20 protein-coding genes, 3 tRNA genes and 3 rRNA genes are annotated in these 25711 nt (G+C 39.3%); 6 read left to right on the plus strand and 20 right to left on the minus strand.

The window, feature by feature from the left end:
- Positions 1-7: 7 nt before the first annotated feature.
- Positions 8-844 carry a Cof-type HAD-IIB family hydrolase gene (locus tag ID741_RS02030; protein ID WP_438718885.1) on the minus strand — a complete coding sequence of 279 codons (837 nt, stop codon included), beginning with the start codon at positions 842-844 and terminating at the stop codon, positions 8-10.
- Between the two features lie 14 nt (positions 845-858).
- Positions 859-1686: a DUF72 domain-containing protein gene (locus ID741_RS02035; protein WP_438718886.1), complete on the minus strand. Its 828-nt coding sequence runs from the start codon at positions 1684-1686 to the stop codon at positions 859-861.
- 74 nt (positions 1687-1760) lie between these two features.
- On the opposite strand from ID741_RS02035, the gene ID741_RS02040 reads away from it, so the two are divergent.
- Positions 1761-2735 (plus strand): asparaginase, encoded by a 975-nt coding sequence (locus ID741_RS02040; RefSeq protein ID WP_438718887.1) that lies wholly within the window; start codon positions 1761-1763, stop codon positions 2733-2735.
- A gap of 29 nt (positions 2736-2764) precedes the next feature.
- Here ID741_RS02040 and ID741_RS02045 read toward each other — a convergent pair whose 3' ends face one another.
- From ID741_RS02045 to ID741_RS02075, 7 genes are all read right to left on the minus strand, one after another.
- Positions 2765-3499: an acyl-[acyl-carrier-protein] thioesterase gene (locus ID741_RS02045; RefSeq protein ID WP_438718888.1), complete on the minus strand. Its 735-nt coding sequence runs from the start codon at positions 3497-3499 to the stop codon at positions 2765-2767.
- Positions 3492-4328: a fructosamine kinase family protein gene (locus ID741_RS02050; protein ID WP_438718889.1), complete on the minus strand. Its 837-nt coding sequence runs from the start codon at positions 4326-4328 to the stop codon at positions 3492-3494. The genes ID741_RS02045 and ID741_RS02050 overlap by 8 nt, the downstream gene beginning before the upstream one ends.
- 13 nt (positions 4329-4341) lie before the next feature.
- Positions 4342-5133, minus strand: a complete 792-nt coding sequence (locus tag ID741_RS02055) for a tyrosine-protein phosphatase (RefSeq protein ID WP_438718890.1) — start codon at positions 5131-5133, stop codon at positions 4342-4344.
- A gap of 109 nt (positions 5134-5242) precedes the next feature.
- On the minus strand, positions 5243-6571 hold the full coding sequence (locus ID741_RS02060) for a C1 family peptidase (RefSeq protein WP_218324132.1): 1329 nt from the start codon (positions 6569-6571) through the stop codon (positions 5243-5245).
- A 120-nt stretch (positions 6572-6691) separates the two neighbouring features.
- On the minus strand, positions 6692-7792 hold the full coding sequence (locus tag ID741_RS02065; protein WP_438718892.1) for an alpha/beta hydrolase: 1101 nt from the start codon (positions 7790-7792) through the stop codon (positions 6692-6694).
- Positions 7793-7805: 13 nt separating this feature from the next.
- Entirely contained in the window at positions 7806-9179 is a 1374-nt protein-coding gene (locus ID741_RS02070) for an MFS transporter (protein WP_438718893.1), read from the minus strand.
- A 5-nt stretch (positions 9180-9184) separates the two neighbouring features.
- Positions 9185-11527, minus strand: a complete 2343-nt coding sequence (locus ID741_RS02075) for a beta-glucosidase (RefSeq protein ID WP_438718894.1) — start codon at positions 11525-11527, stop codon at positions 9185-9187.
- Positions 11528-11564: 37 nt separating this feature from the next.
- Between ID741_RS02075 and ID741_RS02080 the strand changes: the two genes are divergently transcribed.
- On the plus strand, positions 11565-12365 hold the full coding sequence (locus tag ID741_RS02080; RefSeq protein ID WP_438718895.1) for a helix-turn-helix domain-containing protein: 801 nt from the start codon (positions 11565-11567) through the stop codon (positions 12363-12365).
- Between the two features lie 124 nt (positions 12366-12489).
- Here ID741_RS02080 and ID741_RS02085 read toward each other — a convergent pair whose 3' ends face one another.
- The 4 genes from ID741_RS02085 to ID741_RS02100 all read right to left on the minus strand — a co-directional run bounded on the left by ID741_RS02085 (position 12490) and on the right by ID741_RS02100 (position 16038).
- A complete protein-coding gene (locus ID741_RS02085) occupies positions 12490-13074 on the minus strand; it encodes a PepSY domain-containing protein (protein ID WP_438718896.1) in 585 nt (194 codons plus the stop codon).
- A 96-nt stretch (positions 13075-13170) separates the two neighbouring features.
- A complete protein-coding gene (locus tag ID741_RS02090) occupies positions 13171-14493 on the minus strand; it encodes a sensor histidine kinase (protein ID WP_438718897.1) in 1323 nt (440 codons plus the stop codon).
- Positions 14490-15173, minus strand: coding sequence for a response regulator transcription factor (locus ID741_RS02095; protein WP_438718898.1), 684 nt, complete (start codon positions 15171-15173; stop codon positions 14490-14492). The genes ID741_RS02090 and ID741_RS02095 overlap by 4 nt, the downstream gene beginning before the upstream one ends.
- Positions 15174-15318: 145 nt before the next feature.
- Complete coding sequence (locus ID741_RS02100) at positions 15319-16038, minus strand: TVP38/TMEM64 family protein (RefSeq protein ID WP_218324124.1); 720 nt, start codon at positions 16036-16038, stop codon at positions 15319-15321.
- A gap of 377 nt (positions 16039-16415) precedes the next feature.
- Between ID741_RS02100 and ID741_RS02105 the strand changes: the two genes are divergently transcribed.
- Positions 16416-16488: transfer RNA gene (locus tag ID741_RS02105), tRNA-Thr, on the plus strand.
- Between the two features lie 106 nt (positions 16489-16594).
- The gene (locus tag ID741_RS02110) at positions 16595-17353 is read left to right on the plus strand and encodes a hypothetical protein (protein ID WP_438718899.1); all 759 of its coding nucleotides are present in this window, start codon (positions 16595-16597) and stop codon (positions 17351-17353) included.
- Positions 17354-17394: 41 nt separating this feature from the next.
- On the opposite strand, the gene ID741_RS02115 is transcribed toward ID741_RS02110, so the two are convergent.
- Complete coding sequence (locus ID741_RS02115; RefSeq protein WP_218324122.1) at positions 17395-18036, minus strand: HAD hydrolase-like protein; 642 nt, start codon at positions 18034-18036, stop codon at positions 17395-17397.
- A gap of 136 nt (positions 18037-18172) precedes the next feature.
- Here ID741_RS02115 and ID741_RS02120 point away from each other — a divergent pair, with 136 nt between their 5' ends.
- Both ID741_RS02120 and ID741_RS02125 read left to right on the plus strand, forming a co-directional pair.
- A complete protein-coding gene (locus ID741_RS02120; RefSeq protein ID WP_438718900.1) occupies positions 18173-19147 on the plus strand; it encodes a ring-cleaving dioxygenase in 975 nt (324 codons plus the stop codon).
- 51 nt (positions 19148-19198) lie between these two features.
- Positions 19199-19819, plus strand: a complete 621-nt coding sequence (locus ID741_RS02125) for a flavin reductase family protein (protein WP_438718901.1) — start codon at positions 19199-19201, stop codon at positions 19817-19819.
- A gap of 54 nt (positions 19820-19873) precedes the next feature.
- Here the strand turns inward: ID741_RS02125 and ID741_RS02130 are convergent, their stop codons facing one another.
- The 6 genes from ID741_RS02130 to ID741_RS02155 all read right to left on the minus strand — a co-directional run bounded on the left by ID741_RS02130 (position 19874) and on the right by ID741_RS02155 (position 25425).
- Entirely contained in the window at positions 19874-20233 is a 360-nt protein-coding gene (locus ID741_RS02130; RefSeq protein WP_438718902.1) for an iron-sulfur cluster biosynthesis family protein, read from the minus strand.
- 101 nt (positions 20234-20334) lie between these two features.
- Positions 20335-20408, minus strand: a tRNA-Asn gene (locus ID741_RS02135).
- A 9-nt stretch (positions 20409-20417) separates the two neighbouring features.
- A 5S ribosomal RNA gene (rrf, locus tag ID741_RS02140) occupies positions 20418-20533 on the minus strand.
- 82 nt (positions 20534-20615) lie between these two features.
- Positions 20616-23528, minus strand: a 23S ribosomal RNA gene (locus tag ID741_RS02145).
- A gap of 183 nt (positions 23529-23711) precedes the next feature.
- Positions 23712-23784 (minus strand) — tRNA-Ala (locus tag ID741_RS02150).
- Between the two features lie 81 nt (positions 23785-23865).
- Positions 23866-25425: ribosomal RNA gene (locus ID741_RS02155) — 16S ribosomal RNA — on the minus strand.
- Together the 16S, 23S and 5S rRNA genes with 2 tRNA genes alongside form the textbook arrangement of a ribosomal RNA operon.
- Positions 25426-25711 lie beyond the last annotated feature (286 nt).

The raw sequence follows: 25711 nt of genomic DNA on the forward strand, positions 1-25711 counted from the left end.
TCCTTCATCAAATAATATCAAAATGTTTTAATGCTTTTTCAATACCATCTGCTTCATTGGTGTCCGTTACATAATCTGCACTAGCTTTCGTTTCTGCCTGACCATTACCCATGGCAACACCGATTCCAACATGGGTGAGCATTTCTATATCATTAAAATGATCGCCAAAAGCCATCACTTCTTCCGGTTGAATATCAAAAGCGGTTAAAAATTTTTCAATCCCATGATATTTTGAGCCATTCTTAGGAATAATGTCTATCGAATAAGGATTGGAACGCTGAAAGGAACAGTTAGGCAATAATTCAGCCAATTTTTGATTTTCTGATTCGGCAGCGAACAAGACACATTGATAAATCGGTTCCTTTAAAATTCCTAGTTTGGCAAAACGCTCTCTTTTGCGATTCGAGCTGAACTTTTGCATAAATTTCCTCGTCATTCTTACTGGAAACCAAGAAGGTATAAAACCTGCAATTTTTTTCACAGCAGCTGACTGAGAGAATTTCATAATACTACTGCCTTCAACATGATGGCGCCCGCCAAAAATAATCTGTCGCCGTTCACGATCAGCAAAATCAACGATTTCATCCAATACCCCTTGGGAAAAAGGCTCGGCAAAAATAGTTTTTTCTTTGGTAAATACAATTTGTCCATTATAGGTCACAAACATATCCATCGGTAAGTGATCAATGCGTTCTTCAATATCTACCGGTCCACGTCCAGTCGCAATCCCACATAAAATACCTTTTGCTTGAGCTGCGGCAATCGCTTTTCTAGTACTATCCAAAGCTTTTGATTCAGTTGTTACTAATGTCCCATCAATATCAAAAAAAATTGCTTTAATCATGTTCATCCCTTTTTCTAAAATAAGCCTAACTGACTAGGATTTAAGGCTTGATAATCTAAATTTAGTATCTCTTTTAATGTTAAAGCATTTCCGGCCGCATCGCCACCAGAATTATTATTAAAAATAATTGCCACTTCATCCACTTCGGCTGCAACTTGTTGAATTTTCTCTGCCAAGTCATTTAATTCTGTTTGATTATAGCGATAAAGAGTTCTTTTTTTACGCCATTCAGGACTATTATCTTTCCAAAAAGTTTGATTTCTGCCATGAAAACGAAATAGTACGAATTCTGGATTGGTAATCGTCAGATCCAACGGAACTGTATCTAATAATTTCGGTTCATCCACCATTACTAAACTATATTTTAATTTCTTCATGAGCGCCATAGTTTTATCGTGAAAGCCCTCTGTATACCAGCTAGCATCTCTTAATTCTACTGCTATTGGTAATTCCTGAAACATTTCTCGTAACCCTTCCAAATAACGCACGTTTTCTTTCGTTAATTTAAACTGCGCTGGAAATTGTGCCAAAAAACAATAAAGTTGCCCATTTTTTATGATAGGTGCCATCACTTTTAAAAATTGCTGGTAAATATCTTGCAGGCTTTCTTCTGGCGCCAAATCTTTTTGTTTGGTTAATGGACTAGGTAATTTTATAATAAAGCGAAAAGTCTGAGGTACTTGCGTCAGCCAATTTTCAACGGTTTTTGCTGCGGGAATCCCATAAAAACTGGTATCTAATTCCACCAAAGGTAAAAAACCAGCGTATTCAAACAGGCTGCTTTTCTTTTTACCAGTTAAAGTATCATGTTCACTAAAAGAAGTTAAGCCAATTCTAATCATATCTCTCTCCAATTATTTTTTTACTAGTATACAATATCTTTAGAAGATAGAAAAATTTATAAGAAGGTGATCAATTGAAAAAGATTTTGATTTTACATACTGGCGGGACAATCTCCATGAGCCAAGATGATCATGGTACCGTTCGTCCAGATGAAAAGAATCCTTTAGTCGCTGCCGGTCATGAGATGAATGTTCCTAATAATATTGAGATTGTGGTGGAAGAGTTCTCTAACTTACCCTCTCCCCACATTACTTTAGAAATTATGTTGCAGCTAAAAGAAAAAATTAAAGAAGCTAAAAAAAATGGTTTTGACAGTGTAGTCATTACTCATGGCACTGATACATTAGAAGAAACCGGCTACTTTTTAGACCAAACGATCGGCAAATTAATGCCGGTCATTATCACTGGTGCGATGCGTTCAATTAATGAATTAGGTTCAGATGGTTTGTATAATTTTGCTAGCGCTATTCGAGTGGCTGCTAGTGACGACGCACAAGGCAAAGGTGTGATGGTGGTAATGAATGATGAAATTCACTCTGCTCGTCACGTAACCAAGACCCACACAACGAATGTGGCGACATTTCGGACACCAACTTTGGGGCCCATTGGTTTAGTCACCAAGACCCACATTTTATTTTTACAAGAATTACCAGATACCACCCACTATGATATTCAAAGTGTCGACAGCATGATTCCAATTATCAAAGCTTATGCTGGGATGCAAGGTAAATTTTTTGAAATATTAACCCAAACTGATTGGGTGGACGGCTTAGTAATCGAAGCTTTAGGTGCTGGTAATCTACCACCACAAACTTTAGGCGCACTGGATACCTTGATTCAAAAAAAGCTACCGGTGGTTTTAGTTTCTCGTTGTTTCAACGGCATTGCAGAGCCAGTCTATGATTATCATGGCGGCGGTGTGGAACTTGCCGAAAAAGGTGTAATATTCTGTCCTGGAATCAATGGCCAAAAAGCCCGCATCAAATTATTAATTGCTTTGAATGCTGGCTTAAACTTTGAAGAATTAAAAGCTTATTTAGAAGAATAAGAAAAAAGCCTTCTGAAATTCAGAAGGTTTTATCTTTTTTTCCATAAAAAGTTCGCTTCACAAGCTAATTGATCGCCAAAACGAATCGCATGACGGCTTCGCAATGCCTCTTCTTCTACTAAATCATAATAACTATCGATATCTACACCGTATAAAACTTCTTTATCAAACTTCAGATTAGCATAAGTCGGACGATATGTTTCCATAAATTCTCTACCTAACACATCAATTAACCAATTAAAATAAATAGCATTATTCACATGATGGTTGCTATCCAAATCATAATAGCGAACATGATAAGGACGGCTGACTTCTGATTCAACCTGCTCAATCTTTTCCCAGCGGTGAATTTTCTTAATTTGTTCTGATTCGAAAGGTGCCATTAATTCAGCGGAAACACTGGTGATTTTCCGTGCCTTCACGTCCATTAAGGCAAAAGCCATATTAATTTGCACCAATTCTTCACCGGCTTCATTGTATATCCAAAAAGAACGATAACAGAAAAATTTATTAAAAGCCGTCGGTTCAGTCACAATCTTGATAGTTTGATCGACTTTCGGCAGTTGTTGAATGATCACTTCAGTCTGGGTAATCACCCAAGTAATTCCTAGCGTATTGATGTAATCTGAGCCTACTCCTAGAATATCACTTTGTTCTGATGATACTTTTATCGCTACACTAATCATCATTGGAAAAGTCATTTCTCCGTTGAGATCACATTCATAATAACTGACTTGATGCATGGTTTCGTGTTTCTTACCCACCTAAATTTCCTCCTAAAATTTTATCTACAGCTCCGCCATAGCTTTCGCCAAACATATTTAAGTGAGCCAATAAATAGTACAGTTGATATAATGGCAAGCGTTCTTCAAAACCTGTCGTCAACAAATATCCTGCTTGATAAGTTTCCAAAAATTCATTGCGAAAACCACCAAATAGTTGCGACATGGCGATATCTAATTCTCGATGTCCAAAATATACTGCTGGGTCAACAAAAATAGGTTGTCCCGCTTGATCAAAGAAAGTATTGCCACTCCAAAAATCCCCATGTAACAAGGATGGTTTGAAGGTTAAATCGCCCCAATTTTTATAGGCAACTGCCTTTAAATGTGCATAATCTGCCGCTCTTTCCGGTGTCCAATGATTACGGTTTTTAGCAATTTCAATCTGGACTTCTAAACGATTTTTAAAATAAAAATCCCACCAGTTTGCTTCCGGATGATTGATTTGTGGTAATAAACCAATAAAATTATCCTCTGACAAACCGAACGAATCTGATTTGACTTGGTGAATTTTGATTAAATCTTTTGCCAAATCTCTTTGATCACCATTTCCTGGTTCAATCCATTCCAATAAAAGAAAGGCATTCCCTTCAAAATCGCCAACTTGAAAAACTTTTGGGACCCGCACGATTTGTCCTAGCTGTTCAAGACCAAAAACTTCCGCTTGAAAAAAGGCAGCATCAACATGGGGATGATATTTTAAAAAATAATCGGTCTTTCCATCGGTAACACGATAGGCTTGATTAATATCGCCACCAACAATTGGTAACGATTTTTCTTTTAACCCTAATTGCTTTAAAATCGGATCCATTTCAAGCCACCTCTTATTCTAAATATAATCGCTGTAAATCTTTCAGATCTGCTGCATGTAAGCCAATACCATCGATTAAGAAATTGTCTACTGTACCATAATTTTCATCAATCAAATTTAGGCTTTTTGTTAAATATTCCTTGCGAGCCATTGTCATATCTTTAACGCTGGCTAATAAAGCGTCAGGCACACCATTTTCTTTTGCATGTTGCAACATGTTATCAGTGAAGCCCTTTAAAAATTCATTGGTAGCTAAATAATCGGTCATGGCAGTATCACGGTCTACACCTAAGCCACTCAATAACAATAATGCTCCAAAACCAGTCCGGTCTTTTCCAGCAGTACAATGAAATAAGACACTTTCATTAGGATTTTCATTGGCTAACACAATCTCAAAAAATTTGTGGTATTGTTTTCTAACATAGTCATCTAATACAAAACTTTCATAGGCATCCATCATTTGTCCAAAGGCTGATTCACCGTTTTCCATGCGCTTCAATAAGGCTTGCGGAGAGGCGGTTGACTCTTCCTTCTTCTCTTGTTTTTCTGGAAAAATTGGCAGAAAAATATTTTCCGCTAAAGTAACGTCTTTGTCTGGTTGAGAAGAACGTTCATCCGTTGAACGAAAATCGACAATCTTACGAATACCATATTTTTCTAAATAATTTTGGTCAGTTTCATCTAATAAATTAATCGCAGCTGAGCGAATCAACTTTTGACTAGCCACTTTTTTTCCATCTTTATTGGTATAGCCACCCAGTTCTCGCATATTTTCAGCATGTTTTACAGCTAAGGGTTTTCCCATTTTTATTCCCCCTCGGTCAAATTTATTTTCTTTAAGTATAGCATAGAAAATTATTTTCGCTGGTGAAAACAAAAAGACCGACTCCTCTAGAGAAGTCGATCTAGTATTTTTAGGCTAAGGCACCCATCGGATCCCACGGTGCTAAAACTTTGGGCTCTGCTTCAAAAGCAGCCCGTTGTTCTGGTGATAAGAATTCTTTTCTCACAACGATTTGATAGGTGTATTCGCTCATCCAGTCATCACTCATGACAAAATAACCTTTTTCACCGACTTTTTCGCCCCAGCTATTTTCTACTTTCCATTTCGCTGATTCACCGTTAATTACATCCACACCGGTTAGAACCATCGCATGAGTCATCATACTTTCACCATAATCTAAGCGTTCTGCTTTCGTCATAGCAAAATCTGTATCGAATAGATCATCCATGTCAAAAATGTCCAATGCCATGATACCATCTTTGCTGACAGAAGACTGACCCACATCACAACCAAACCAAACTGTTTCGCCTTGTTCCAATTGTTGTAAGGCTAATTTTTTCAATTCAGGCATTTCCAAGTTAAGATACTTCACTTGTTTACCACCGACTACATTACCTAGCATGTCGACAGTGTAAGATTGGTTAAATGGTTTATCGTCAGTTGGTGCATGGATAATGCTGACATATTCGTCTAAATCCACATCAACATATTTCTTATAAAAACTTTGTGGCGTCATGCCTTGATCAATATGGTAATTTTTTTCTTCATCCCGATATTCAAAATCAAATTCCTCTGGTGGTGTACCTAGAGAAATGGCCAAGAAATTATAAACTTCTTGTAACATCGCTTGGCGATTGTCTTCAATTTGTTCTGGAGAAGCATTTTCAGCCACCAATTGACGTAAGATTACCGCGTGTTTCCGCAATAATTTATTTAAGTAATTATTTAAATTGCGTGAATTGATACTGTTTTTACTTTCTGGCATCACAGCTTTTGGTACAACACCATATTTTTGGAAAATAGAAACAATCATGTCCCATTGCCCGCCATCTTGTTGCGGTGTTTGCATCAAAAATGCAACTTCTCTGCTTGCCGTTGGTTCTTTGGCAGTATTTAAAATATTTTGATAGAAATAATTAGCCTTCTCATATTTGTCCCAAAAGAAAGTATAATTCTGTGACAATTCAAAATCCTTCAGTTGATAACTAGTAATCATTTTGTGGCGGAAAGTATTCAAAGCGGCAAACATCCAGCAACGACCTGATTGTTTTTGGTCAGATACTTTTCCGGTAGTTAAATCAATGGAGAAGACTGGTGCATTTTTTACGTGAGCGCTGACATTTTCAGCTGACTCCACAATCCCATTTTTAACTACACCCCGTTGTAACGCGACTTGTTTACGATTCATTAAAAATTCTTCACGAAATGTTTTTGTAAGTTCTTGATTAATTTCTGTCATGTCAAAAACCTCCTTGCTCTTATTCTACGACTAAAATGCTTGTGAAACAATCCTAACACTCTTGCTTTAATGCCCACAAAAAAACAGTTGAAAAAGTTTCTTCCAACTGTCTCATTTGTTCTATAATCCATTTTCTACAAAATCTATCATTTCATCTACGCTGTCTTCTGCTTGTGCCCAAACGCCAATTTTATCTGCAAAGCCATGACCTAAGCCACGATATTCGATGATTTTCACTGGTACGTTGGCTTTGTTTAATTTTCTAGCAAAGGCTTCATCTTCAATACGTAAATAATCAAATTCTCCCACTATCAAAAGAGTCGCCGGCAAATCTTGTAGCTCGCCTAAATAAGGACTTAAATAAGGATCTTCCAAATTTTCTGCTTTTAACATATAACCTAAATTGTCCGATGCCGTTAAACGCAAAGCTTCCAGAGATACTTCAATCAAATCTTTTTGTTCAGTAGCTGGTTTAAAATCAAAAGCTTGGTAATTTAGATTTTCATCTTCTTTAGTGGACATATTAACACTAGGATAATACAGAACTTGTTGATGGACCATTTTTGTTTGCTGGTCGCGATCCATCATGCTACAAACCGCTGCCAAATTTCCGCCAGCTGAGTCACCAGCAATAGTAATTTTTTGGGGATCGCCTTGATATGTTTGAATATTTTGATAGACCCAAGTTAAGCCTTCAAAGCAATCTTGTAAACCCGTCGGAAATGGATTTTCCGGCGCCAAACGATAATCGATTTGCACTGCTAAAAATCCAGTCTTCTCAACGAACAATTTACACAATTCTTCCACCACTTCTGGTTGCCCCGCAGAAAAACTACCACCATGAATATAATATAAAACCGGTGCGTTTGGTTTCGTATTTTTTCGATACAAACGTAAGGGAATTTGATTATCGGTGGTTAAGTGAATCGTCTCAATGCCATCAGTAATCGGCAGACTCTTAACCCCATTATTCACCATGCGAGTCAAAGTACCGTCGGGTTCACCACTGCGTTGCCCTAATTGACTCATAAATGCTAAAGTTTCTGCGCCACCGTCCTTTTCAAAGCCAGGCAAAATTTCCGCGTAGTATTTAGGATCCAAAACGCCTTTCGCTGAAACATTGGGAATCGGCTTAATCGTTTTTTCAAGTCCGTCTTCTACGATTATTTCCGTTTCTTTTTTTAAAGTAGCTAAATTTAAATTTGTATATTCTCTTTTCAAAAAACTCACCTCATTAAGCTTGTTCGCGTTTTTCTAAGTCAGACATAACTTGTGGATAAATTTTATCTAATTTGTAGAATAGATAAATGATTGGAATAACAATCAATACTGGCAATGGTAAATATAAATATAAAAAGTTAATCGCGTCGATTGCTTTTGTTGCCTGTTCAGCTGCTACACCATTGTAGCCAGCTGCGCCTAAAATTCCTAAAGCAACCGCTGGCGCCAAACCCGCGCCCACTTTTGCACCAAAAGTAGTAGTAGAATACAACATTCCTTCAACTCGCGTACCGGTTTTCCACTCACCGTATTCAATCGTATCGGCTACCATGGCAAAAATAGTTCCCATCAAAGTGGATAATGCCAGACCACGAACGACTGAACAAACAAGTAACCAAGTGATATTGGTTGGATTGATAATCATTAAAACTTGTACGACAACTAAACCAACGCCACCGATTAATGAAAGATTTCTTTTACCAATTTTACGAACAAAGATTGGTAATAAGACCATCGCTAAAATGGCTGGTAATAAAGTTGCAGATAGTAACAATCCACCTAAGTTTTCGTCACCTAAAATCCATTTGCCATAATATGAAGCCGTCAACATTGATAAATTAATAAAGAAAGATAAAAACACCCAAACAACGACTAACAATAACCAATAGTTATTTTTGATAATAATTTTGAAAGAAGCGATAAACGATAAATTCGTTTTTTGTTCTTCAGAAACGGTCACGCGTTCTTTGGTATTACTGTAACAAAATAGGAAAATAAGTGCTGCTAGCACGCCATAAATAGCGCCAACGATAATCCAGCTCTTTTGATAGCCAGAACCACCTACAAAGTTCACCAATGGCAAAGTAACACCAGAAATGACCAACTGACCAATCTGTGCCATAAACATTCGAAAAACATTAATCACCATACGTTCGTCTTGGTCGCGAGTCATTAATGAATTCAACGTTCCATAAGGCACATTAATCATGGTATAAAAGAACGTACTCACTAGGTTATAAGTAATCGCAACATAGATATATTTGCCGATAGTTCCCAAATTCGGTACGGCAAACATCATAACTGTGGCAATCCCAATCGGAATCGCTAACCACAAAATCCAAGAGCGCGCCTTACCGTGTTTGGAATGCACGCGATCCATCACAAAGCCCATCAAAATATCACTGGTACCATCTAAAAGTTTTGATGCTAATAAAATACCGCCAATAATTCCGGGATTCAAACCTAATGCATCGGTATAAAAGAATGTTGCATACGTAGTAGTTAAAACTAAAACCAAATTACTGGCTAAATCCCCACTACCATAAGCAAGTTTCTCGAGAAAACTAATCTTCCCTGGTTGTTTTGTTTGTTTTTGACTTAATTGCATTTTTTTCACTCCTCCTGATTTAATTGCTTCAATAATTGCGTCAGATCATCTTCACTTACTGCGCCTGCCAATTTAAAACTGCGTAAAGGCATGGTTTCAATACTGGCCATCAACATCTGATAAAGTGCTGGATCTCCTCCAATGGCTTGTTCTAAATTACTAATTAAACTTTGGTAAATCATTTCACCGCCGACTGTTTTCACATCAGCTAATGTGCTATCCACTGTCAATTTTTGACTAGCCGCCATGGTTGGCATTTTTTCAGCTGGAAATAATTCCGCAAAATCTTTTTCCGTAATCGCAAAAGGATGCTCATTTGAATGATTGCTAGGATGAATTTTTTCACCGGGAATTTTTACATCAGTAACGGCTGAAAGAGCTAACTGCATTTCGGCTAAAATATTTCGACTAGAATTCGCTAGATAAATCGTATATTGATCTTCTACTACCTGCCATTTTTTTTCTGAAACATCAAAATAAGCAAAATCGTCTCGCTGCAATTCAAAATGAATACTTTTTTTCTCGCCAGCGGTTAAATGGACTTTTTGGAATGCTTTTAAAGTTTTTTCAGCTGTTGGAATTTTTTTGCTGCCACCTACATAAACCTGTAGAACCTCTGCACCGGCAATCGAGCTTGTGTTTTCAATTTCTACGGTGACTTGAATATTGTTATTTACTTTTTCTATTTCTGGTGTGGCAACTTTAAACTGACTATAAGAAAGACCAAAACCAAAAGGATAAGCGACTTCCCGTTTATTCGTGTCATAAAAGCGATAACCGACATAAATGCTTTCCCGATACTGACTATTTTTAACATCTTTGGCAAAGGTCAGTGCACTAGGCGTATCGCTATATTTTTTAGGCCAAGTTTCCGCTAATTTCCCTGACGGATTTGCTTTACCTGTCAATAAATTTGCAACGGCTGAACCGACTGCTTGACCGGCAAGGTAAGTTAATAAAATACTTTTGACTTTTTCAGCCCACGGTAAAATGACTGGTCCACCACCCATTAAAATTACTGTGATATTTGAATTTACTTCCGCAATTTTTTCAATTAAATAATTCTGATTCTGTGGTAAATCTAAATGTTGGCGGTCATAACCTTCCCCTTCAAAACTATCTGGTAACCCGGCAAAAATTACTATATTGTCAGCTTTTACAGCATTTTCTAAAGCTTCAGCTAATAATCCTTCTTCAAATAATTCCTCTGAATCTAGTTGATAGCCTTGACTATAAGTCACATCATTTCCAGTAATAAAATCAATCGGACAATCTAAACGAGTTGGGTTAATTTTGCTTGAACCAGACCCTTGAAAACGTGGTGTTTTTGCTAAAGCACCGACGACAGCTGTTTGATTAAAATTAGTTAGTGGTAAATGATCATCTTGATTTTTTAACAAAACCGCAGATTCTTCAGCAATTTTTCTAGCTATTTGATGTTGTTGTCCCTCAGTAAAAGTTGATTGATGGATATTTTGTTGCGTTTTTTTGACAAAAGTTAAAATAGCGGTTACTGCTGTATCTAATTTTTCGATAGGTAGTTCACCAGATTCGACTGCAGCGATTATTTTTTCAGCATTGGCTTCATCTTGGTAAGGCATTTCTAAATCCATGCCAGCTAACAAAGTCGCTACTCGATCACTGGTACCTCCCCAATCTGAAACGACCATGCCTTGATAATTCCAATTTTTTCGTAATTTTTCTTGCAATAATTCTTGGCTTTCGCTGGTATAAATCCCGTTCAATCGGTTGTAACTAGTCATCACACCCCACGGTTGACTTTCTTTGATGACCGCTTCAAATTGTGGCAAATAAATTTCTGCCAAAGCCCGCTCATCAATCACAGAATTATTAATCAAGCGTGCCGTTTCTTGACTATTGGCAGCAAAATGTTTGATACAAGCGCCAACACCCTTTGCTTGCAACGCTTTAACTAAAGGAATCGTCAGTTGACTCGTTAAATAAGGATCTTCACTCAAATATTCAAAATTTCGTCCGCCTAATGGATTCCGTTTAATATTTATTCCCGGACCTAATAATAAACCGACCTTTTCTGCCAGTGCTTCATTAGCAATCGTGTCGCCTAATAATGCAGTTAATTCTGGATCAAAACTACAGCTATAACTAGCTGCAGTCGGAAAACAAGTCGCCGCTTTACTATCATTAATACCTAGATGATCCGTCGCATCTTCTTGAATCCGCAAACCATTTGGTCCATCTGCCAACAATACCGCTGGGACTTCCGCTGCTGGTAAACTTTTCGTATGCCAAAAATCTTGTCCACAGACAAAATCAGCTTTTTCTTTTAAACTCATTTGTGGGATAATATCTTTAATCTTTTTTTTCAAAATAAAAACTCCTTTAAAAAATAATCGAGGTAAACTCATGGCAAATATCAATCACGAGGAAGATTTTTCCCTCACTTTAAAACGTGTTGCTAAAAATTTTCAGTTCCAACCAATCAAACTAGATAAGCAACCTTCTGATCAGTTTTTCTTTGAACAGCGGGAAAATTTGAACACCCACGACTATTCAGAAAGTTTCAATCTCTTACTAAAATTAATCAAAAACGGCGATACGGAAAAAATTGCTGAAGTTTTAAGTAATCCAGATCCTTCACTACGAGTAGGAAAAATGTCTGCCGATCCTTTACGTCAAGCCCGCTATTCTTTTGTCGTTTTAGTGACATTAATTTCACGGTTGGCGATTGAAGGGGGTATCGATAGCGAAAGCGCATACAATTTGAGCGATTTATACATTCAAAAAATGGATTTACTGACGACTTCTCAAGAAATTGCTGAAATCACCTATAGTATGATTTACGATTACACTTCTCGCATCAATCTCTTACGTTATCCGGCAGAATATACCCAGCTGACGCGTATGACGATTGATTATATTTTAGGTCATTTGCATTATCCGATTCGGATTGAAGAGCTGGCTAATTACGCTTCTGTCAGTAAAAATTATTTGTCGACAAAATTCCATCAAAATACTGGCATCACCATCACTGATTTTATTTTAGAAGCCCGTTTGAAAGAGGCTGCTGAGTTATTGCGTTTTACCCAACAAACGATTCAGGAAATCAGTATGAGTGTTGGTTTTTCGTCGCCCAGTTATTTTGCCAGTCGCTTTAAAAAAATCTATCAAATCAGTCCCAAAAAATATCGTGAACGTTTTCAATAATTATCTTGTCTAAAAATTATCAAATTATCTACGCAAATTATATAAATATTTTACGATTGCTATCATTATTCTATTTTAATAACGCAAAAAAAAAGCTGTGATGTTTTTAAACATCACAACTTTTTTAATCATCATAAGCTTCATCATCAACATCGACACCAACCACATCGCCAGTCAACGCATTAATTGTTACTTCTGTTTCATAAGTACCATCAATAACTTTGACTTCCCAAGTCGTACCGTCAGTAGACGTTTGATCTAGCGCCCATTCTTTTGCTTCACCACGCTTGGCTTGGTCTTCGGCGATTTTACTTGCTTCATCACGGGTGATAATGCCGTCTAAATTCAACGTATATTCAGCTTCTAGCATATCTTCTTGATCTTTCGGATCGGTTTCATGACCTACAACACTTCCTGTTTGTGCATCAATTTTCAACGTGTAATCAGTCGTGTCGTCAAAACCTTCCACTGTATAAACATATCCTGCGCGAGAAACTTCTAATTCCACTTGATTTAATTCTTTGCCTTCAAATTGTTGATTGAATTGTTCAATTGCTTCTTCTTGAGTTACTTTAATTTGACTCGTATTTACAGTTGCCATTTGTTTTGTTTCACTTGCATTACTGTTTGCGTAAACCAAACCTCCTGCAATTCCTACTACTGCGACTGCTGCAACACCTGCGATAATTTTTTTCGTATGTTTAATCATTTTAAATTCCTCCATCTCTTTGATGACTTTATCTTATCAAGTTCCGAAAAGATAAAAACCAAGATTTAAGTGAAGGTAAATGAAGAATTCTTCATTTTAGAGAATAATCGTAAAAATCGTTCCCTGTCGCTGATTATCTGTCACAATAATTTCTCCTTGATACTTTTTAACTAGGGCATAAACAATCGATAAACCAATTCCTGAACCTTCAATCACACTAGAATGGGCATCATCTACCCGATAAAAACGTTCAAAAATTTTAGTCTTCTGATCATCTGAAATCCCAATTCCTTGATCAATCACCGCTAATTTAATTTTCCCATCAACATTTTTTAAAGTTACTTCGATAGGTTGTTTGTCTGGCGAATATTTCACAGCATTTTCCAATAAGTTTTGCAAAATTTGATTTAAATCATTTTTGACAAAGGTACCCGTAACATCCGGTGCGATTTGGTAACTAATCACGTGATCACTAATCGTTTGGATTTTTTCGATTGATTCCTTAACTAACTGAGATAAATTAACTGTCTCGGTGGCTTCGTCTTTTTGGCTACGACCTAATGTTAATAATTGATTACTCATGACTTCCATCCGTTTTGATTCTTGGTCAATAAAGGCCAATGATTTTTCCACTACTTCTGGATGTTCTTGACCACGACGTTTAATTAGATTAACATGCCCACGAATTGCTGCAATCGGCGTCCGCAATTCATGAGAAGCATCAGTAACAAACTGACTTTCTCTTTCCATAGCTGCTTTTTGTTTGATTAACAACTGATTAAAACTTTGGGTCACCGCCTGCATTTCCACTGGCTCATTAATTTCGGTCACTTGGGGTAAATCTTCGGTTTCTACTAAATGAATTTCATTTGCTAAACGACTTAATTTTTGGCTCCATTTGCCCACTACGTAATAAATCAAGGTTGCACCAACAACGATCGTCACGACATTAAGGAAAATATTTAGCATCACCATGCTACTGGTAATATCTAAAATCGTTTCACTATTGACAGCGACCTCAATTTGTCCACCGTTATATTTCTCACTCTGATAAAGATAAATCCCTTCTTCGCTGGATAATAAATCACTAAAGAAAGGCAGATAGCGGCCTCGTGACAATTCGGAAAAAATTTCTTCGGCATCGTCAGAATAGTAAGTCGTGCCATCAGTTAAAATCACCCGCACCGCATCCTCATCGTCACTGGAAACTGTCGCATCTAAAATTTGCTGCAAATTATCTTGGCTGCCCTTTTGAATCGCTTCAATCATATTGTCGCTACGATCTTCTAAATATTCATAAGCCGAGAAAAATGAAAGTAAGACAAAAAATAAATTGCCAATAATTAGCAGTAGTAATAACACGCCTGTTAAATTTCGGGTTAATTGTTTTTTAGCAGTAATTTCTTTCTTCTTTTTCATTCTCCCGCCCTCAAAACATAGCCAACACCACGAACCGTCTGTAAATAGTTCTCGTCGTCGACTGCTTTCAATTTATTTCGCAATGTTCGAATATAAACGTCTACGACATTGGTTTGACCAAAATAATCATAGCCCCAAACTTCATTTAATAATTCATCACGGGTTTTTACGGCTTCGGGTTCTTTCATTAATTCATATAAAATACCAAATTCTTTGGGCGTCAAATCAATTATTTGCTCATTCAATAAAACTTGGTGTTTCGCCACATCCATCGTAATGCCATGATATATTAAATGTTGCTCCACTTGCTTTTGTTTTTCTAATCGTCGCTCAATTACCCGAATCCGAGCAAATAATTCTTCTATTTCAAATGGTTTGGTTAAGTAATCATCCAATCCTGTGTCTAAACCTTGGACAATATCTGTGGTTTGGTCTCTTGCCGTCATCATAATAATCGGCACTTCTGATTGTTTGCGGATTCTTCTGGCAACGGTAATTCCATCAGTTTTTGGTAGCATCCAATCTAATAAAATTAAATCGATCGCTTCAGGGTTTTCAAAAAAGATCGTTAGCGCCTCTTGCCCATCGCTAGCCCAAACAGTTTCATAACCCTCAAATTTTAATTCTGTTTCAATAAAATTTGCCAAACTTTCTTCGTCTTCCACGATTAAAATTTTCATACTGATCCAACCTCCTTAGTTCTTCTCACTTATAGCATACTAGATTATCACAAATAATCCGTCTTTTTTTTAATAAACAAGATGAAGATTTCATCATTTAAGCAAAAAAAGACAATCCATTAAGGACTGTCTTTAAAAAAAGCAATTAATTTTCTTCTTGTTTCACTTTCTTTTTCTGCCGGTCAGTGTAAATTTTTCTAAATAAGACGATTAATGCCGATAAAGCAAATAAAATCATTAACGCACTCACCAACATACCAGCGCCGCCAGTTAACATGCCGCCCACATAAGAATAAATAATCGTCGCCGGTAACTGCCCTAGTCCTGTCGCAATTAAAAAACTCCCAAAGGACATCGCCGTCAAACCCGCCGCGTAACTAACAATATCAAAAGAAATGAAAGGCAACAGTCGCGCAATTAAAATACTCAAGCGACCATATTTTTCAAAAAAAGTATCAATTTGTTGCAAGCCACCCTTACTGGTTAATTTCTCAACCACATCCCGCCCTAAAATGCGGGCAATCCAAAAACACAAGGCAGCTCCGGCCATCGAGGACACCCAAGAAAGGATCGCACCTTGCCACCAACCAAAAAGATTGGCATTGGCAAAGGTGATCAAAAATGCCGGTAAAGGTGCTGCCACTGACTGAAAAATCATTAAGAAAAATGAAATCAGCACGGCATAGCCACCATATGAAGCTATAAATTGCCGTACCACGGTAAAATCTCCACTGGCAAACATACCGACAATTTGGCGTACTATTTGATTCACACTAGGTACAAGAAAATAGATCAGTACCAAAATAACGACAACACCAACAACAATCAATTTACTAACTAAACTTTTTTTTGTTTCCTTTTTCATAGGCTCTCCTTTTGTAAACGTATTTCAAACGCCACAAAAAAACCATCCATCGACTACCTATTACTACAAATATACTTACAACAATTGGCAAAGGGATTTTTTGTGGAAAAACTTAGAAACTCTAAGTGTATGGTAACTCAATTTTTTCTCATAAAAATCCCTCCCAATCTAAAATAAAGCGCTTTTTTCTTATTATAAGTATAGCAAAACAAAAAACAGCTATCAATGAATCTTTCTATTTGAAGTCAACTAAAAATAACTAATTTATAAGCCTTTGAAAACTTCCAATTAGGACCAAATTTTTTAAATTTAAATTTGATTGACTTTTAAAAAAAGCTTTTATATAATTATTTGTGCAGCTTAATAAGATAACAAATGCCGCCTTAGCTCAGCTGGTAGAGCGCCACCATGGTAAGGTGGAGGTCGACGGTTCAAGCCCGTCAGGTGGCTTTACAAAAACCAATCCTTTGCAGATTGTTTTTTTTGTATCCAAGCAAATTATTTTTTTCTACCTGGCATTTCTCGTATACTGAAATAAAAAAAGCAGGAGATTCCTATGGACTTACAAGTATCCATCGAAAAAAACGAGATTAACATTATTCATCAAAATATAATGATTAGCATCAGCTCAAACCCTAGCAATATACCTCTCAACCATCTATTGCTTTACACTAAAAATCGTCAATTAAACGGAATTGGTATCGACAATCATCAGCCAAGTGTAGATTTTGATACGCTGATTACGATTAGCTGTGACTTTGATTTTCCATTAGCCGACTATGGTGAGTTTTTCTATCAACAGTTAACTGATGCAAAATTAACGATTGCCCGCGAGTTTCCAGCGAAAAAGATTCCACAAAATTATATCAATCAATTAGACGACTTTTACGAATCGGTTGCAACAATTTTAACGGCTTTTGGTTATCCTATGAAAAAAATCAAAAAAGCACCCGCAAAGGCGCAACATCGCTGGCGTAAAGAAATCAGTACCGTTGAATTTTTTATTGATTATAATGAAGCAAAAGGCACTGCCATTTGGCAAAAGCGCAAAGAGTTAAAACTTTTAGCCGGCGCAACATTAAAAAAAGAACCCCCTTTAAACAAAGACGGTTCTCTTGGTTTTGCTGCCAAATTCACTCAGAGCTTGCGAGCAGAGCATGCTAAACAAATAAAAAATTTTACTACTACCGAAGATATTATTTTCAAAAGCGTCAATGAGATAGGAAACTTCTTATATTTTGCCGGTACCAACAGCTGGCTCATCTTAAAAGATGTTAACGGTAAAACGATTGATGACTACACATTAGTTAAATAATCTTTCGGCTTAAACCAGTCCTTCAAAAAATGACTGGTTTTTTATTTGATTTTTTTTATCGCAAAAGGTAATTCAGTGACAGACTCGATAATTTCATCAGCTCCGGCAGCCGTTAGCTCTGTACGATCACCAAAACCATATAATACACCAATTGTTTTTAAATGGTTTTCCCTTCCACCAAGGATATCAAATTCACGATCACCCACCATTATTCCCTCTGTCGTGTCCAGCTGATCCAACGCATACTCGATGACTGCTGTTTTACTTGATAATTTCCCGTCCATATCGGCACCAAAAACACCTTCAAATTGATTTAATCCTAGGTTTTTAATAATTTGTTTCGCATATTTTTCAGGTTTTGAAGTGGCTACAGCCAATCTATTTTCTTTTGCCAAACTAGTCAATGTCTCAGCAATATTGGGGTACATCGTTAATTCCTTCAAACCAGCAACCGCAAAATGCTCACGATAAGTGGCAATCGCTTGGTCGATTTCCAGCGGATCAGTCACTTCTAAATATGTTGATAAAGAATCTTTCAAAGGTGGTCCGATAAACAAACGTAAAGTTGCTTGATCTAATTTTTTTAAGCCTAACCGATCAATCATATAGTTTAAACTATTAATGATTCCTTCACTGGAGTCTACCAAGGTGCCATCCAGATCAAATAATATTGTATTTTTCATAAGAGCGCCTCCTTGTTTTCATCCTAGCGATTTTTACTTGAATTATCAAGCGGAGTTGAAATTCTTGCTTTAAAAAATTAATCCTGTATACTTACTTTTAGTAAGAGTTAATCAGACAATCAAGGAGGATTTTTCAATGGATACACAAATTAGAGGATTACACCACGTTACTGCAATGACTTCCAGCGCCGAAAAAAATTATCGTTTTTTCACTGATGTACTAGGTTTGCGCATGATTAAAAAAACAGTCAATCAAGATGACATCAGCGCTTATCATTTATATTTTACTGATGATATCGGTGGTGCCGGCACAGACATGACTTTCTTTGACTTCCAAGGACTACCAAAAGGCCAAAAAGGAACGAATACGATTGCTCGAACTGGCTTCCGTGTAGCAACTGATGCTAGTTTAGCTTATTGGGTAGAACGTTTTGATCGTTTAAATGTTGAGCATGGTGAAATCAAAGAACGTTTTGGTAAAAAGTATTTGGAATTCAGTGATTTTGATGATCAATTAATGCAATTGGTTTCCGATGAACATAACAAAGGGGTTGCAGCAGGTATTCCTTGGAAAAATTCAAATGTTCCCGCTGAACACTCAATTATCGGCTTAGGCCCAACCATTGTAGTTGTTTCAAACTTTGATCATATGAAACTTGTCTTGAAAAATGTTTTAGGCTTTGAAGAAACAGCTTCAGACGGCACGATGCATTTATTTGAAGTTGGCGAAGGCGGTAACGGGGCTACTATCATCGTAGATCATCGTGAAGATTTGCCACCAGCAATGCAAGGCTTTGGTAACGTTCATCACCTAGCTTTACGAGTTGCCGACGATGAAGCTTTACGTTTTTGGATTAAAAAAATTAATGAATTAGAATTCCCAAATTCAGGTTTTGTTGACCGCTTCTATTTCCAATCTGAATATTTCCAAGCAGCACCTGGAGTTTTATTTGAATTAGCAACAGATGGTCCTGGCTTCTTACAAGATGAAACTTACGAACACGCAGGTGAAATCTTATCATTACCACCACACTTACAAAGTGAACGGGAAGAAATCGAAGCATATGTACGACCGTTTGATACATCCGACGCCAATACAAAACGTCAATAAAAAAAAGGCTGGACCATTTATACTGGCCCAGCCTTTTTTAGGAGGAAAAAGATGATTGAATATGAAGCAAATAACTTAACTACAAAACAGCATTATAAATTTTTAACTGGTAGTATTATCCCACGCCCAATTGCTTGGGTCACAACATTTAATAAAGCAAAAGAGGTAATAAATGCTGCCCCTTTTAGTTACTTCAGTGTCATCGCCAAAGATCTACCCTTGGTCAGCCTGTCAATTAATCGACAACCCAATCAACAAATGAAAGATACTGCCAAAAATTTATCTGAAACAAATGAAGCAGTTATTCAAATTGTAAACGATGACGTCCTAGAATTGATGAATGCAACAGCTGCGACCTTATCAGAAACAGAAAGTGAATTATCAAACCTACCCGTCACTATGATCGACAGCAAAAAAATAGCCGTTCCAGGCATCCAAGAAGCGCCAATTCGTCTAGAAGTAAAAGTCCATCAATACATTCCTATTACTAATAATCAAACAATTATCAGCGACTTATTCATCTTAGAAGTATTGCACTATTCATTTTCAGAAGATGTTTTCGATGCTGATAAAGAATACATTTTACCTGAAAAATTATCTCCAGTTGCCCGATTAGCCGGAGAAACATATAGTCATATTTCAAATCTTATCGATATCAAAAGACCTAAATAAATATAAAAACAACGCTTTGCATTGACAAAGCGTTGTTTACTATAGTTATTTAATTTAGTTGCTAATTTTTTCTCTCAAATCAACAATCTGTACGTTTCCATCAATCATACCACTTGGACCTTTTAACTTAATTAATGACATTCTGGGGTCATAATCCAAAATTAAATTGTCTTCCAAATACATTTCAGAATGTTTTTTTATTGGCATTTCACCAATATCACTAGAAATTACTTCAGTATAATCGGATTGATCTTGACCTTTTCCTAATACCAACAATCTGAAACTTATATTTATAGCACAAGTTCCAAACTTAGAGTATTTGCCCACACCATCATCTAAATCGAGAACAATCGTCCCGTTTTTTTGATAGTCTTTCAACTGGTCTATTAATGATTCAGAAATTTTCATGTACATAATTTCATCCCCTTTATGTAAGAAGAATAACATCAAATCAATCTAAACCACAGAAATTTGCTCACAAAAAAAACAATTCAATTTATGAATTGTTTTAATGACTCCGGCAGTAGGACTCGAACCTACGACATCATGATTAACAGTCATGCGCTACTACCAACTGAGCTATGCCGGAATAAATTACGCGTGGCGACGTCCTACTCTCACAAGGGGCAACCCCTCACTACGATCGGCGCTAAAAAGCTTAACTTCTGTGTTCGACATGGGAACAGGTGTATCCTTCTTGCTATCGCCACCACACTATTTAATTGAGTAAACTTCGCTCACTCAAAACTGGATCAAAAAACATTCCTTACTTTAAAACTACCAAGTCCATTTTGTTTTGGTTAAGTCCTCGATCGATTAGTATCAGTCCGCTCCGTACATCACTGCACTTCCACTTCTGACCTATCTACCTGATCTTCTCTCAGGGATCTTACTTTCTTTAAGAAATGGGAAATCTCATCTTGAGGTGGGCTTCACACTTAGATGCTTTCAGCGTTTATCCCTTCCCTACATAGCTACCCAGCGATGCCTTTGGCAAGACAACTGGTACACCAGCGGTAAGTCCATCCCGGTCCTCTCGTACTAAGGACAGATCCTCTCAAATTTCCAACGCCCGCGACGGATAGGGACCGAACTGTCTCACGACGTTCTGAACCCAGCTCGCGTGCCGCTTTAATGGGCGAACAGCCCAACCCTTGGGACCGACTACAGCCCCAGGATGCGACGAGCCGACATCGAGGTGCCAAACCTCCCCGTCGATGTGGACTCTTGGGGGAGATAAGCCTGTTATCCCCAGGGTAGCTTTTATCCGTTGAGCGATGGCCCTTCCATGCGGAACCACCGGATCACTAAGCCCGACTTTCGTCCCTGCTCGACTTGTAGGTCTCGCAGTCAAGCTCCCTTGTGCCTTTACACTCTGCGAATGATTTCCAACCATTCTGAGGGAACCTTTGGGCGCCTCCGTTACTCTTTAGGAGGCGACCGCCCCAGTCAAACTGCCCATCTGACACTGTCTCCCATCACGATTAGTGATGCGGGTTAGAGTGGCCATAACACAAGGGTAGTATCCCACCATTGCCTCCGTCGAAACTAGCGTCCCGACTTCTACGGCTCCTACCTATCCTGTACATGTGGTACAGACACTCAATATCAAACTGCAGTAAAGCTCCATGGGGTCTTTCCGTCCTGTCGCGGGTAACCTGCATCTTCACAGGTACTAAAATTTCACCGAGTCTCTCGTTGAGACAGTGCCCAAATCGTTACGCCTTTCGTGCGGGTCGGAACTTACCCGACAAGGAATTTCGCTACCTTAGGACCGTTATAGTTACGGCCGCCGTTTACTGGGGCTTCAATTCGTACCTTCGCTTACGCTAAGCACTCCTCTTAACCTTCCAGCACCGGGCAGGCGTCAGCCCCTATACTTCATCTTTCGATTTTGCAGAGACCTGTGTTTTTGATAAACAGTCGCTTGGGCCTATTCACTGCGGCTGATCGTTAGATCAGCACCCCTTCTCCCGAAGTTACGGGGTCATTTTGCCGAGTTCCTTAACGAGAGTTCGCTCGCTCACCTTAGGATACTCTCCTCGACTACCTGTGTCGGTTTACGGTACGGGTCATTGTTTTCTCACTAGAAGCTTTTCTTGGCAGTGTGACATCAGAAACTTCGGTACTTGTATTTCCCTCCCCATCACAACTTGTCCTTAGAAAGATAAGCATTTGACTCATCTTAAGACTCATTGCTTAGACAGACATTTCCAATCGTCTGATTTCTTAGCCTACTGCGTCCCTCCATTGCTCAAACAAAAACAACGAGTACAGGAATATCAACCTGTTATCCATCGCCTACGCCTTTCGGCCTCGGCTTAGGTCCCGACTAACCCTGGGCGGACGAGCCTTCCCCAGGAAACCTTAGTCATACGGTGGACAGGATTCTCACCTGTCTTTCGCTACTCATACCGGCATTCTCACTTCTAAGCGCTCCAGCAGTCCTCACGGTCTACCTTCAACGCCCTTAGAACGCTCTCCTACCATTACACCCTAAGGTGTAATCCACAGCTTCGGTAATATGTTTAGCCCCGGTACATTTTCGGCGCAGGGTCACTCGACTAGTGAGCTATTACGCACTCTTTAAATGGTGGCTGCTTCTAAGCCAACATCCTAGTTGTCTGTGCAACCCCACATCCTTTTCCACTTAACATATATTTTGGGACCTTAGCTGGTGGTCTGGGCTGTTTCCCTTTCGACTATGGATCTTATCACTCACAGTCTGACTCCCAGAGATAAATGTATGGCATTCGGAGTTTATCTGAATTCGGTAACCCGAGATGGGCCCCTAGTCCAAACAGTGCTCTACCTCCATCATTCTTACTCTGAGGCTAGCCCTAAAGCTATTTCGGAGAGAACCAGCTATCTCCAAGTTCGTTTGGAATTTCTCCGCTACCCACACCTCATCCCCGCACTTTTCAACGTACGTGGGTTCGGTCCTCCAGTGCGTTTTACCGCACCTTCAACCTGGACATGGGTAGATCACATGGTTTCGGGTCTACGACCACATACTCATTCGCCCTATTCAGACTCGCTTTCGCTACGGCTCCGTCTCTTCGACTTAACCTCGCATGGGATCGTAACTCGCCGGTTCATTCTACAAAAGGCACGCCATCACCCATTAACGGGCTTTGACTTGTTGTAGGCACACGGTTTCAGGATCTATTTCACTCCCCTTCCGGGGTGCTTTTCACCTTTCCCTCACGGTACTGGTTCACTATCGGTCACTAGGGAGTATTTAGCCTTGGGAGATGGTCCTCCCGGATTCCGACGGAATTCCTCGTGTTCCGCCGTACTCAGGATCCTCCTAGGTGTGATTCAAATTTCATCTACGGGGCTTTTACCCTGTCTCGCAGACCTTTCCAGGTCCTTCGATTATTTCAATCAACTACCATATCGGAGTCCTACAACCCCAAGAGGCAAGCCTCTTGGTTTGGGCTTTTCCCGTTTCGCTCGCCGCTACTCAGGGAATCGATTTTTCTTTCTCTTCCTGCAGGTACTTAGATGTTTCAGTTCTCTGCGTCTACCTCCATTCAGCTATGTATTCACTGAACAGTAACATCCTGTTAAAGATGCTGGGTTTCCCCATTCGGAAATCTCCGGATCAAAGCTTACTTACAGCTCCCCGAAGCATATCGGTGTTAGTCCCGTCCTTCATCGGCTCCTAGTACCAAGGCATCCACCGTGCGCCCTTATTCACTTAACCTTATCAACCTTGCGGTTGGGTCTTTATCTTCCCTCTAGCGATAGAGTTCCAATAAATAAAAAATAAGCAATTGAACTATTAAAAAACTCATTCAACGCGGTGTTCTCGGTTTGTTTTAAAAATTTTTGGTTTGTTTTTTGTATCCAGTTTTCAATGAACGAATATGATGACCAATGTCATCAATGGAGCCTAGCGGGATCGAACCGCTGACCTCCTGCGTGCAAAGCAGGCGCTCTCCCAGCTGAGCTAAGGCCCCAAAAGTATCTAATTTTTAAATAGACCTCTCAAAACTGAACGAATAAAGATAAACTTGTGTAGTCTCCGTAATTTTCCTTAGAAAGGAGGTGATCCAGCCGCACCTTCCGATACGGCTACCTTGTTACGACTTCACCCCAATCATCTATCCCACCTTAGGCGGCTGGCTCCATAAAGGTTACCTCACCGACTTCGGGTGTTACAAACTCTCGTGGTGTGACGGGCGGTGTGTACAAGGCCCGGGAACGTATTCACCGCGGCGTGCTGATCCGCGATTACTAGCGATTCCGGCTTCATGTAGGCGAGTTGCAGCCTACAATCCGAACTGAGAGAAGCTTTAAGAGATTAGCTTAGCCTTGCGACTTCGCGACTCGTTGTACTTCCCATTGTAGCACGTGTGTAGCCCAGGTCATAAGGGGCATGATGATTTGACGTCATCCCCACCTTCCTCCGGTTTGTCACCGGCAGTCTCGCTAGAGTGCCCAACTAAATGATGGCAACTAACAATAAGGGTTGCGCTCGTTGCGGGACTTAACCCAACATCTCACGACACGAGCTGACGACAACCATGCACCACCTGTCACTTTGCCCCCGAAGGGGAAGCTCTATCTCTAGAGTGGTCAAAGGATGTCAAGACCTGGTAAGGTTCTTCGCGTTGCTTCGAATTAAACCACATGCTCCACCGCTTGTGCGGGCCCCCGTCAATTCCTTTGAGTTTCAACCTTGCGGTCGTACTCCCCAGGCGGAGTGCTTAATGCGTTAGCTGCAGCACTGAAGGGCGGAAACCCTCCAACACTTAGCACTCATCGTTTACGGCGTGGACTACCAGGGTATCTAATCCTGTTTGCTCCCCACGCTTTCGAGCCTCAGCGTCAGTTACAGACCAGAGAGCCGCCTTCGCCACTGGTGTTCCTCCATATATCTACGCATTTCACCGCTACACATGGAATTCCACTCTCCTCTTCTGCACTCAAGTCTCCCAGTTTCCAATGACCCTCCCCGGTTGAGCCGGGGGCTTTCACATCAGACTTAAGAGACCGCCTGCGCTCGCTTTACGCCCAATAAATCCGGACAACGCTTGCCACCTACGTATTACCGCGGCTGCTGGCACGTAGTTAGCCGTGGCTTTCTGGTCAGATACCGTCAAGGGATAAACTTTCCACTCTTATCCTTATTCTTCTCTGACAACAGAGTTTTACGATCCGAAAACCTTCTTCACTCACGCGGCGTTGCTCGGTCAGACTTTCGTCCATTGCCGAAGATTCCCTACTGCTGCCTCCCGTAGGAGTTTGGGCCGTGTCTCAGTCCCAATGTGGCCGATCACCCTCTCAGGTCGGCTATGCATCGTTGCCTTGGTGAGCCGTTACCTCACCAACTAGCTAATGCACCGCGGGTCCATCCTCCAGTGACGCAATTGCGCCTTTCAAAAGAAAACCAGGCGGTTTTCTCTGTTATGCGGTATTAGCACCTGTTTCCAAGTGTTATCCCCCGCTGGAGGGTAGGTTACCCACGTGTTACTCACCCGTTCGCCACTCCTTTTCTTTCGGTGGAGCAAGCTCCGGTGAAAGAAAAAGCGTTCGACTTGCATGTATTAGGCACGCCGCCAGCGTTCGTCCTGAGCCAGGATCAAACTCTCATTAAAAAGTTTGCACAGTCTTGCGACTGTTAGCTCAATTGTATTAATTGACTTGTTGCTAGCATATTGCTTGCTTTGTATTGTTTGTTCCTATAAATAGGAACGCCCTACACATTTGGTTCGTCTTATTCGTTCAGTTTTCAAAGGTCTATTTCTGTTGCATCAGCAACTTTTATATCATAACAGCTGACCAAATGAATGTCAACAACTTTTTGAAATATTTTTTTCGAAACTTTTTAAATCATTTCAAATTGTTTGCCTTCGTCATTTGACAGCTTAGTTAGATTATCAT

It is taken from the genome of Enterococcus sp. AZ103 (assembly GCF_051714685.1).
Classification (GTDB): domain Bacteria; phylum Bacillota; class Bacilli; order Lactobacillales; family Enterococcaceae; genus Enterococcus_A; species Enterococcus_A alishanensis.

Excerpts from the sequence above, each read along its gene's own strand:
- ID741_RS02030 (WP_438718885.1), bottom strand. The coding sequence starts at position 844 with ATGATTAAAGCAATTTTTTTTGATATTGATGGGACATTAGTAACAACT.
- ID741_RS02035 (WP_438718886.1), bottom strand. The coding sequence starts at position 1,686 with ATGATTAGAATTGGCTTAACTTCTTTTAGTGAACATGATACTTTAACT.
- ID741_RS02050 (WP_438718889.1), bottom strand. The coding sequence starts at position 4,328 with ATGGATCCGATTTTAAAGCAATTAGGGTTAAAAGAAAAATCGTTACCA.
- ID741_RS02055 (WP_438718890.1), bottom strand. The coding sequence starts at position 5,133 with ATGGGAAAACCCTTAGCTGTAAAACATGCTGAAAATATGCGAGAACTG.
- ID741_RS02060 (WP_218324132.1), bottom strand. The coding sequence starts at position 6,571 with ATGACAGAAATTAATCAAGAACTTACAAAAACATTTCGTGAAGAATTT.
- ID741_RS02070 (WP_438718893.1), bottom strand. The coding sequence starts at position 9,179 with ATGCAATTAAGTCAAAAACAAACAAAACAACCAGGGAAGATTAGTTTT.
- ID741_RS02080 (WP_438718895.1), top strand. The coding sequence starts at position 11,565 with ATGGCAAATATCAATCACGAGGAAGATTTTTCCCTCACTTTAAAACGT.
- ID741_RS02085 (WP_438718896.1), bottom strand. The coding sequence starts at position 13,074 with ATGATTAAACATACGAAAAAAATTATCGCAGGTGTTGCAGCAGTCGCA.
- ID741_RS02090 (WP_438718897.1), bottom strand. The coding sequence starts at position 14,493 with ATGAAAAAGAAGAAAGAAATTACTGCTAAAAAACAATTAACCCGAAAT.
- ID741_RS02095 (WP_438718898.1), bottom strand. The coding sequence starts at position 15,173 with ATGAAAATTTTAATCGTGGAAGACGAAGAAAGTTTGGCAAATTTTATT.
- ID741_RS02100 (WP_218324124.1), bottom strand. The coding sequence starts at position 16,038 with ATGAAAAAGGAAACAAAAAAAAGTTTAGTTAGTAAATTGATTGTTGTT.
- ID741_RS02110 (WP_438718899.1), top strand. The coding sequence starts at position 16,595 with ATGGACTTACAAGTATCCATCGAAAAAAACGAGATTAACATTATTCAT.
- ID741_RS02115 (WP_218324122.1), bottom strand. The coding sequence starts at position 18,036 with ATGAAAAATACAATATTATTTGATCTGGATGGCACCTTGGTAGACTCC.
- ID741_RS02120 (WP_438718900.1), top strand. The coding sequence starts at position 18,173 with ATGGATACACAAATTAGAGGATTACACCACGTTACTGCAATGACTTCC.
- ID741_RS02125 (WP_438718901.1), top strand. The coding sequence starts at position 19,199 with ATGATTGAATATGAAGCAAATAACTTAACTACAAAACAGCATTATAAA.
- ID741_RS02130 (WP_438718902.1), bottom strand. The coding sequence starts at position 20,233 with ATGTACATGAAAATTTCTGAATCATTAATAGACCAGTTGAAAGACTAT.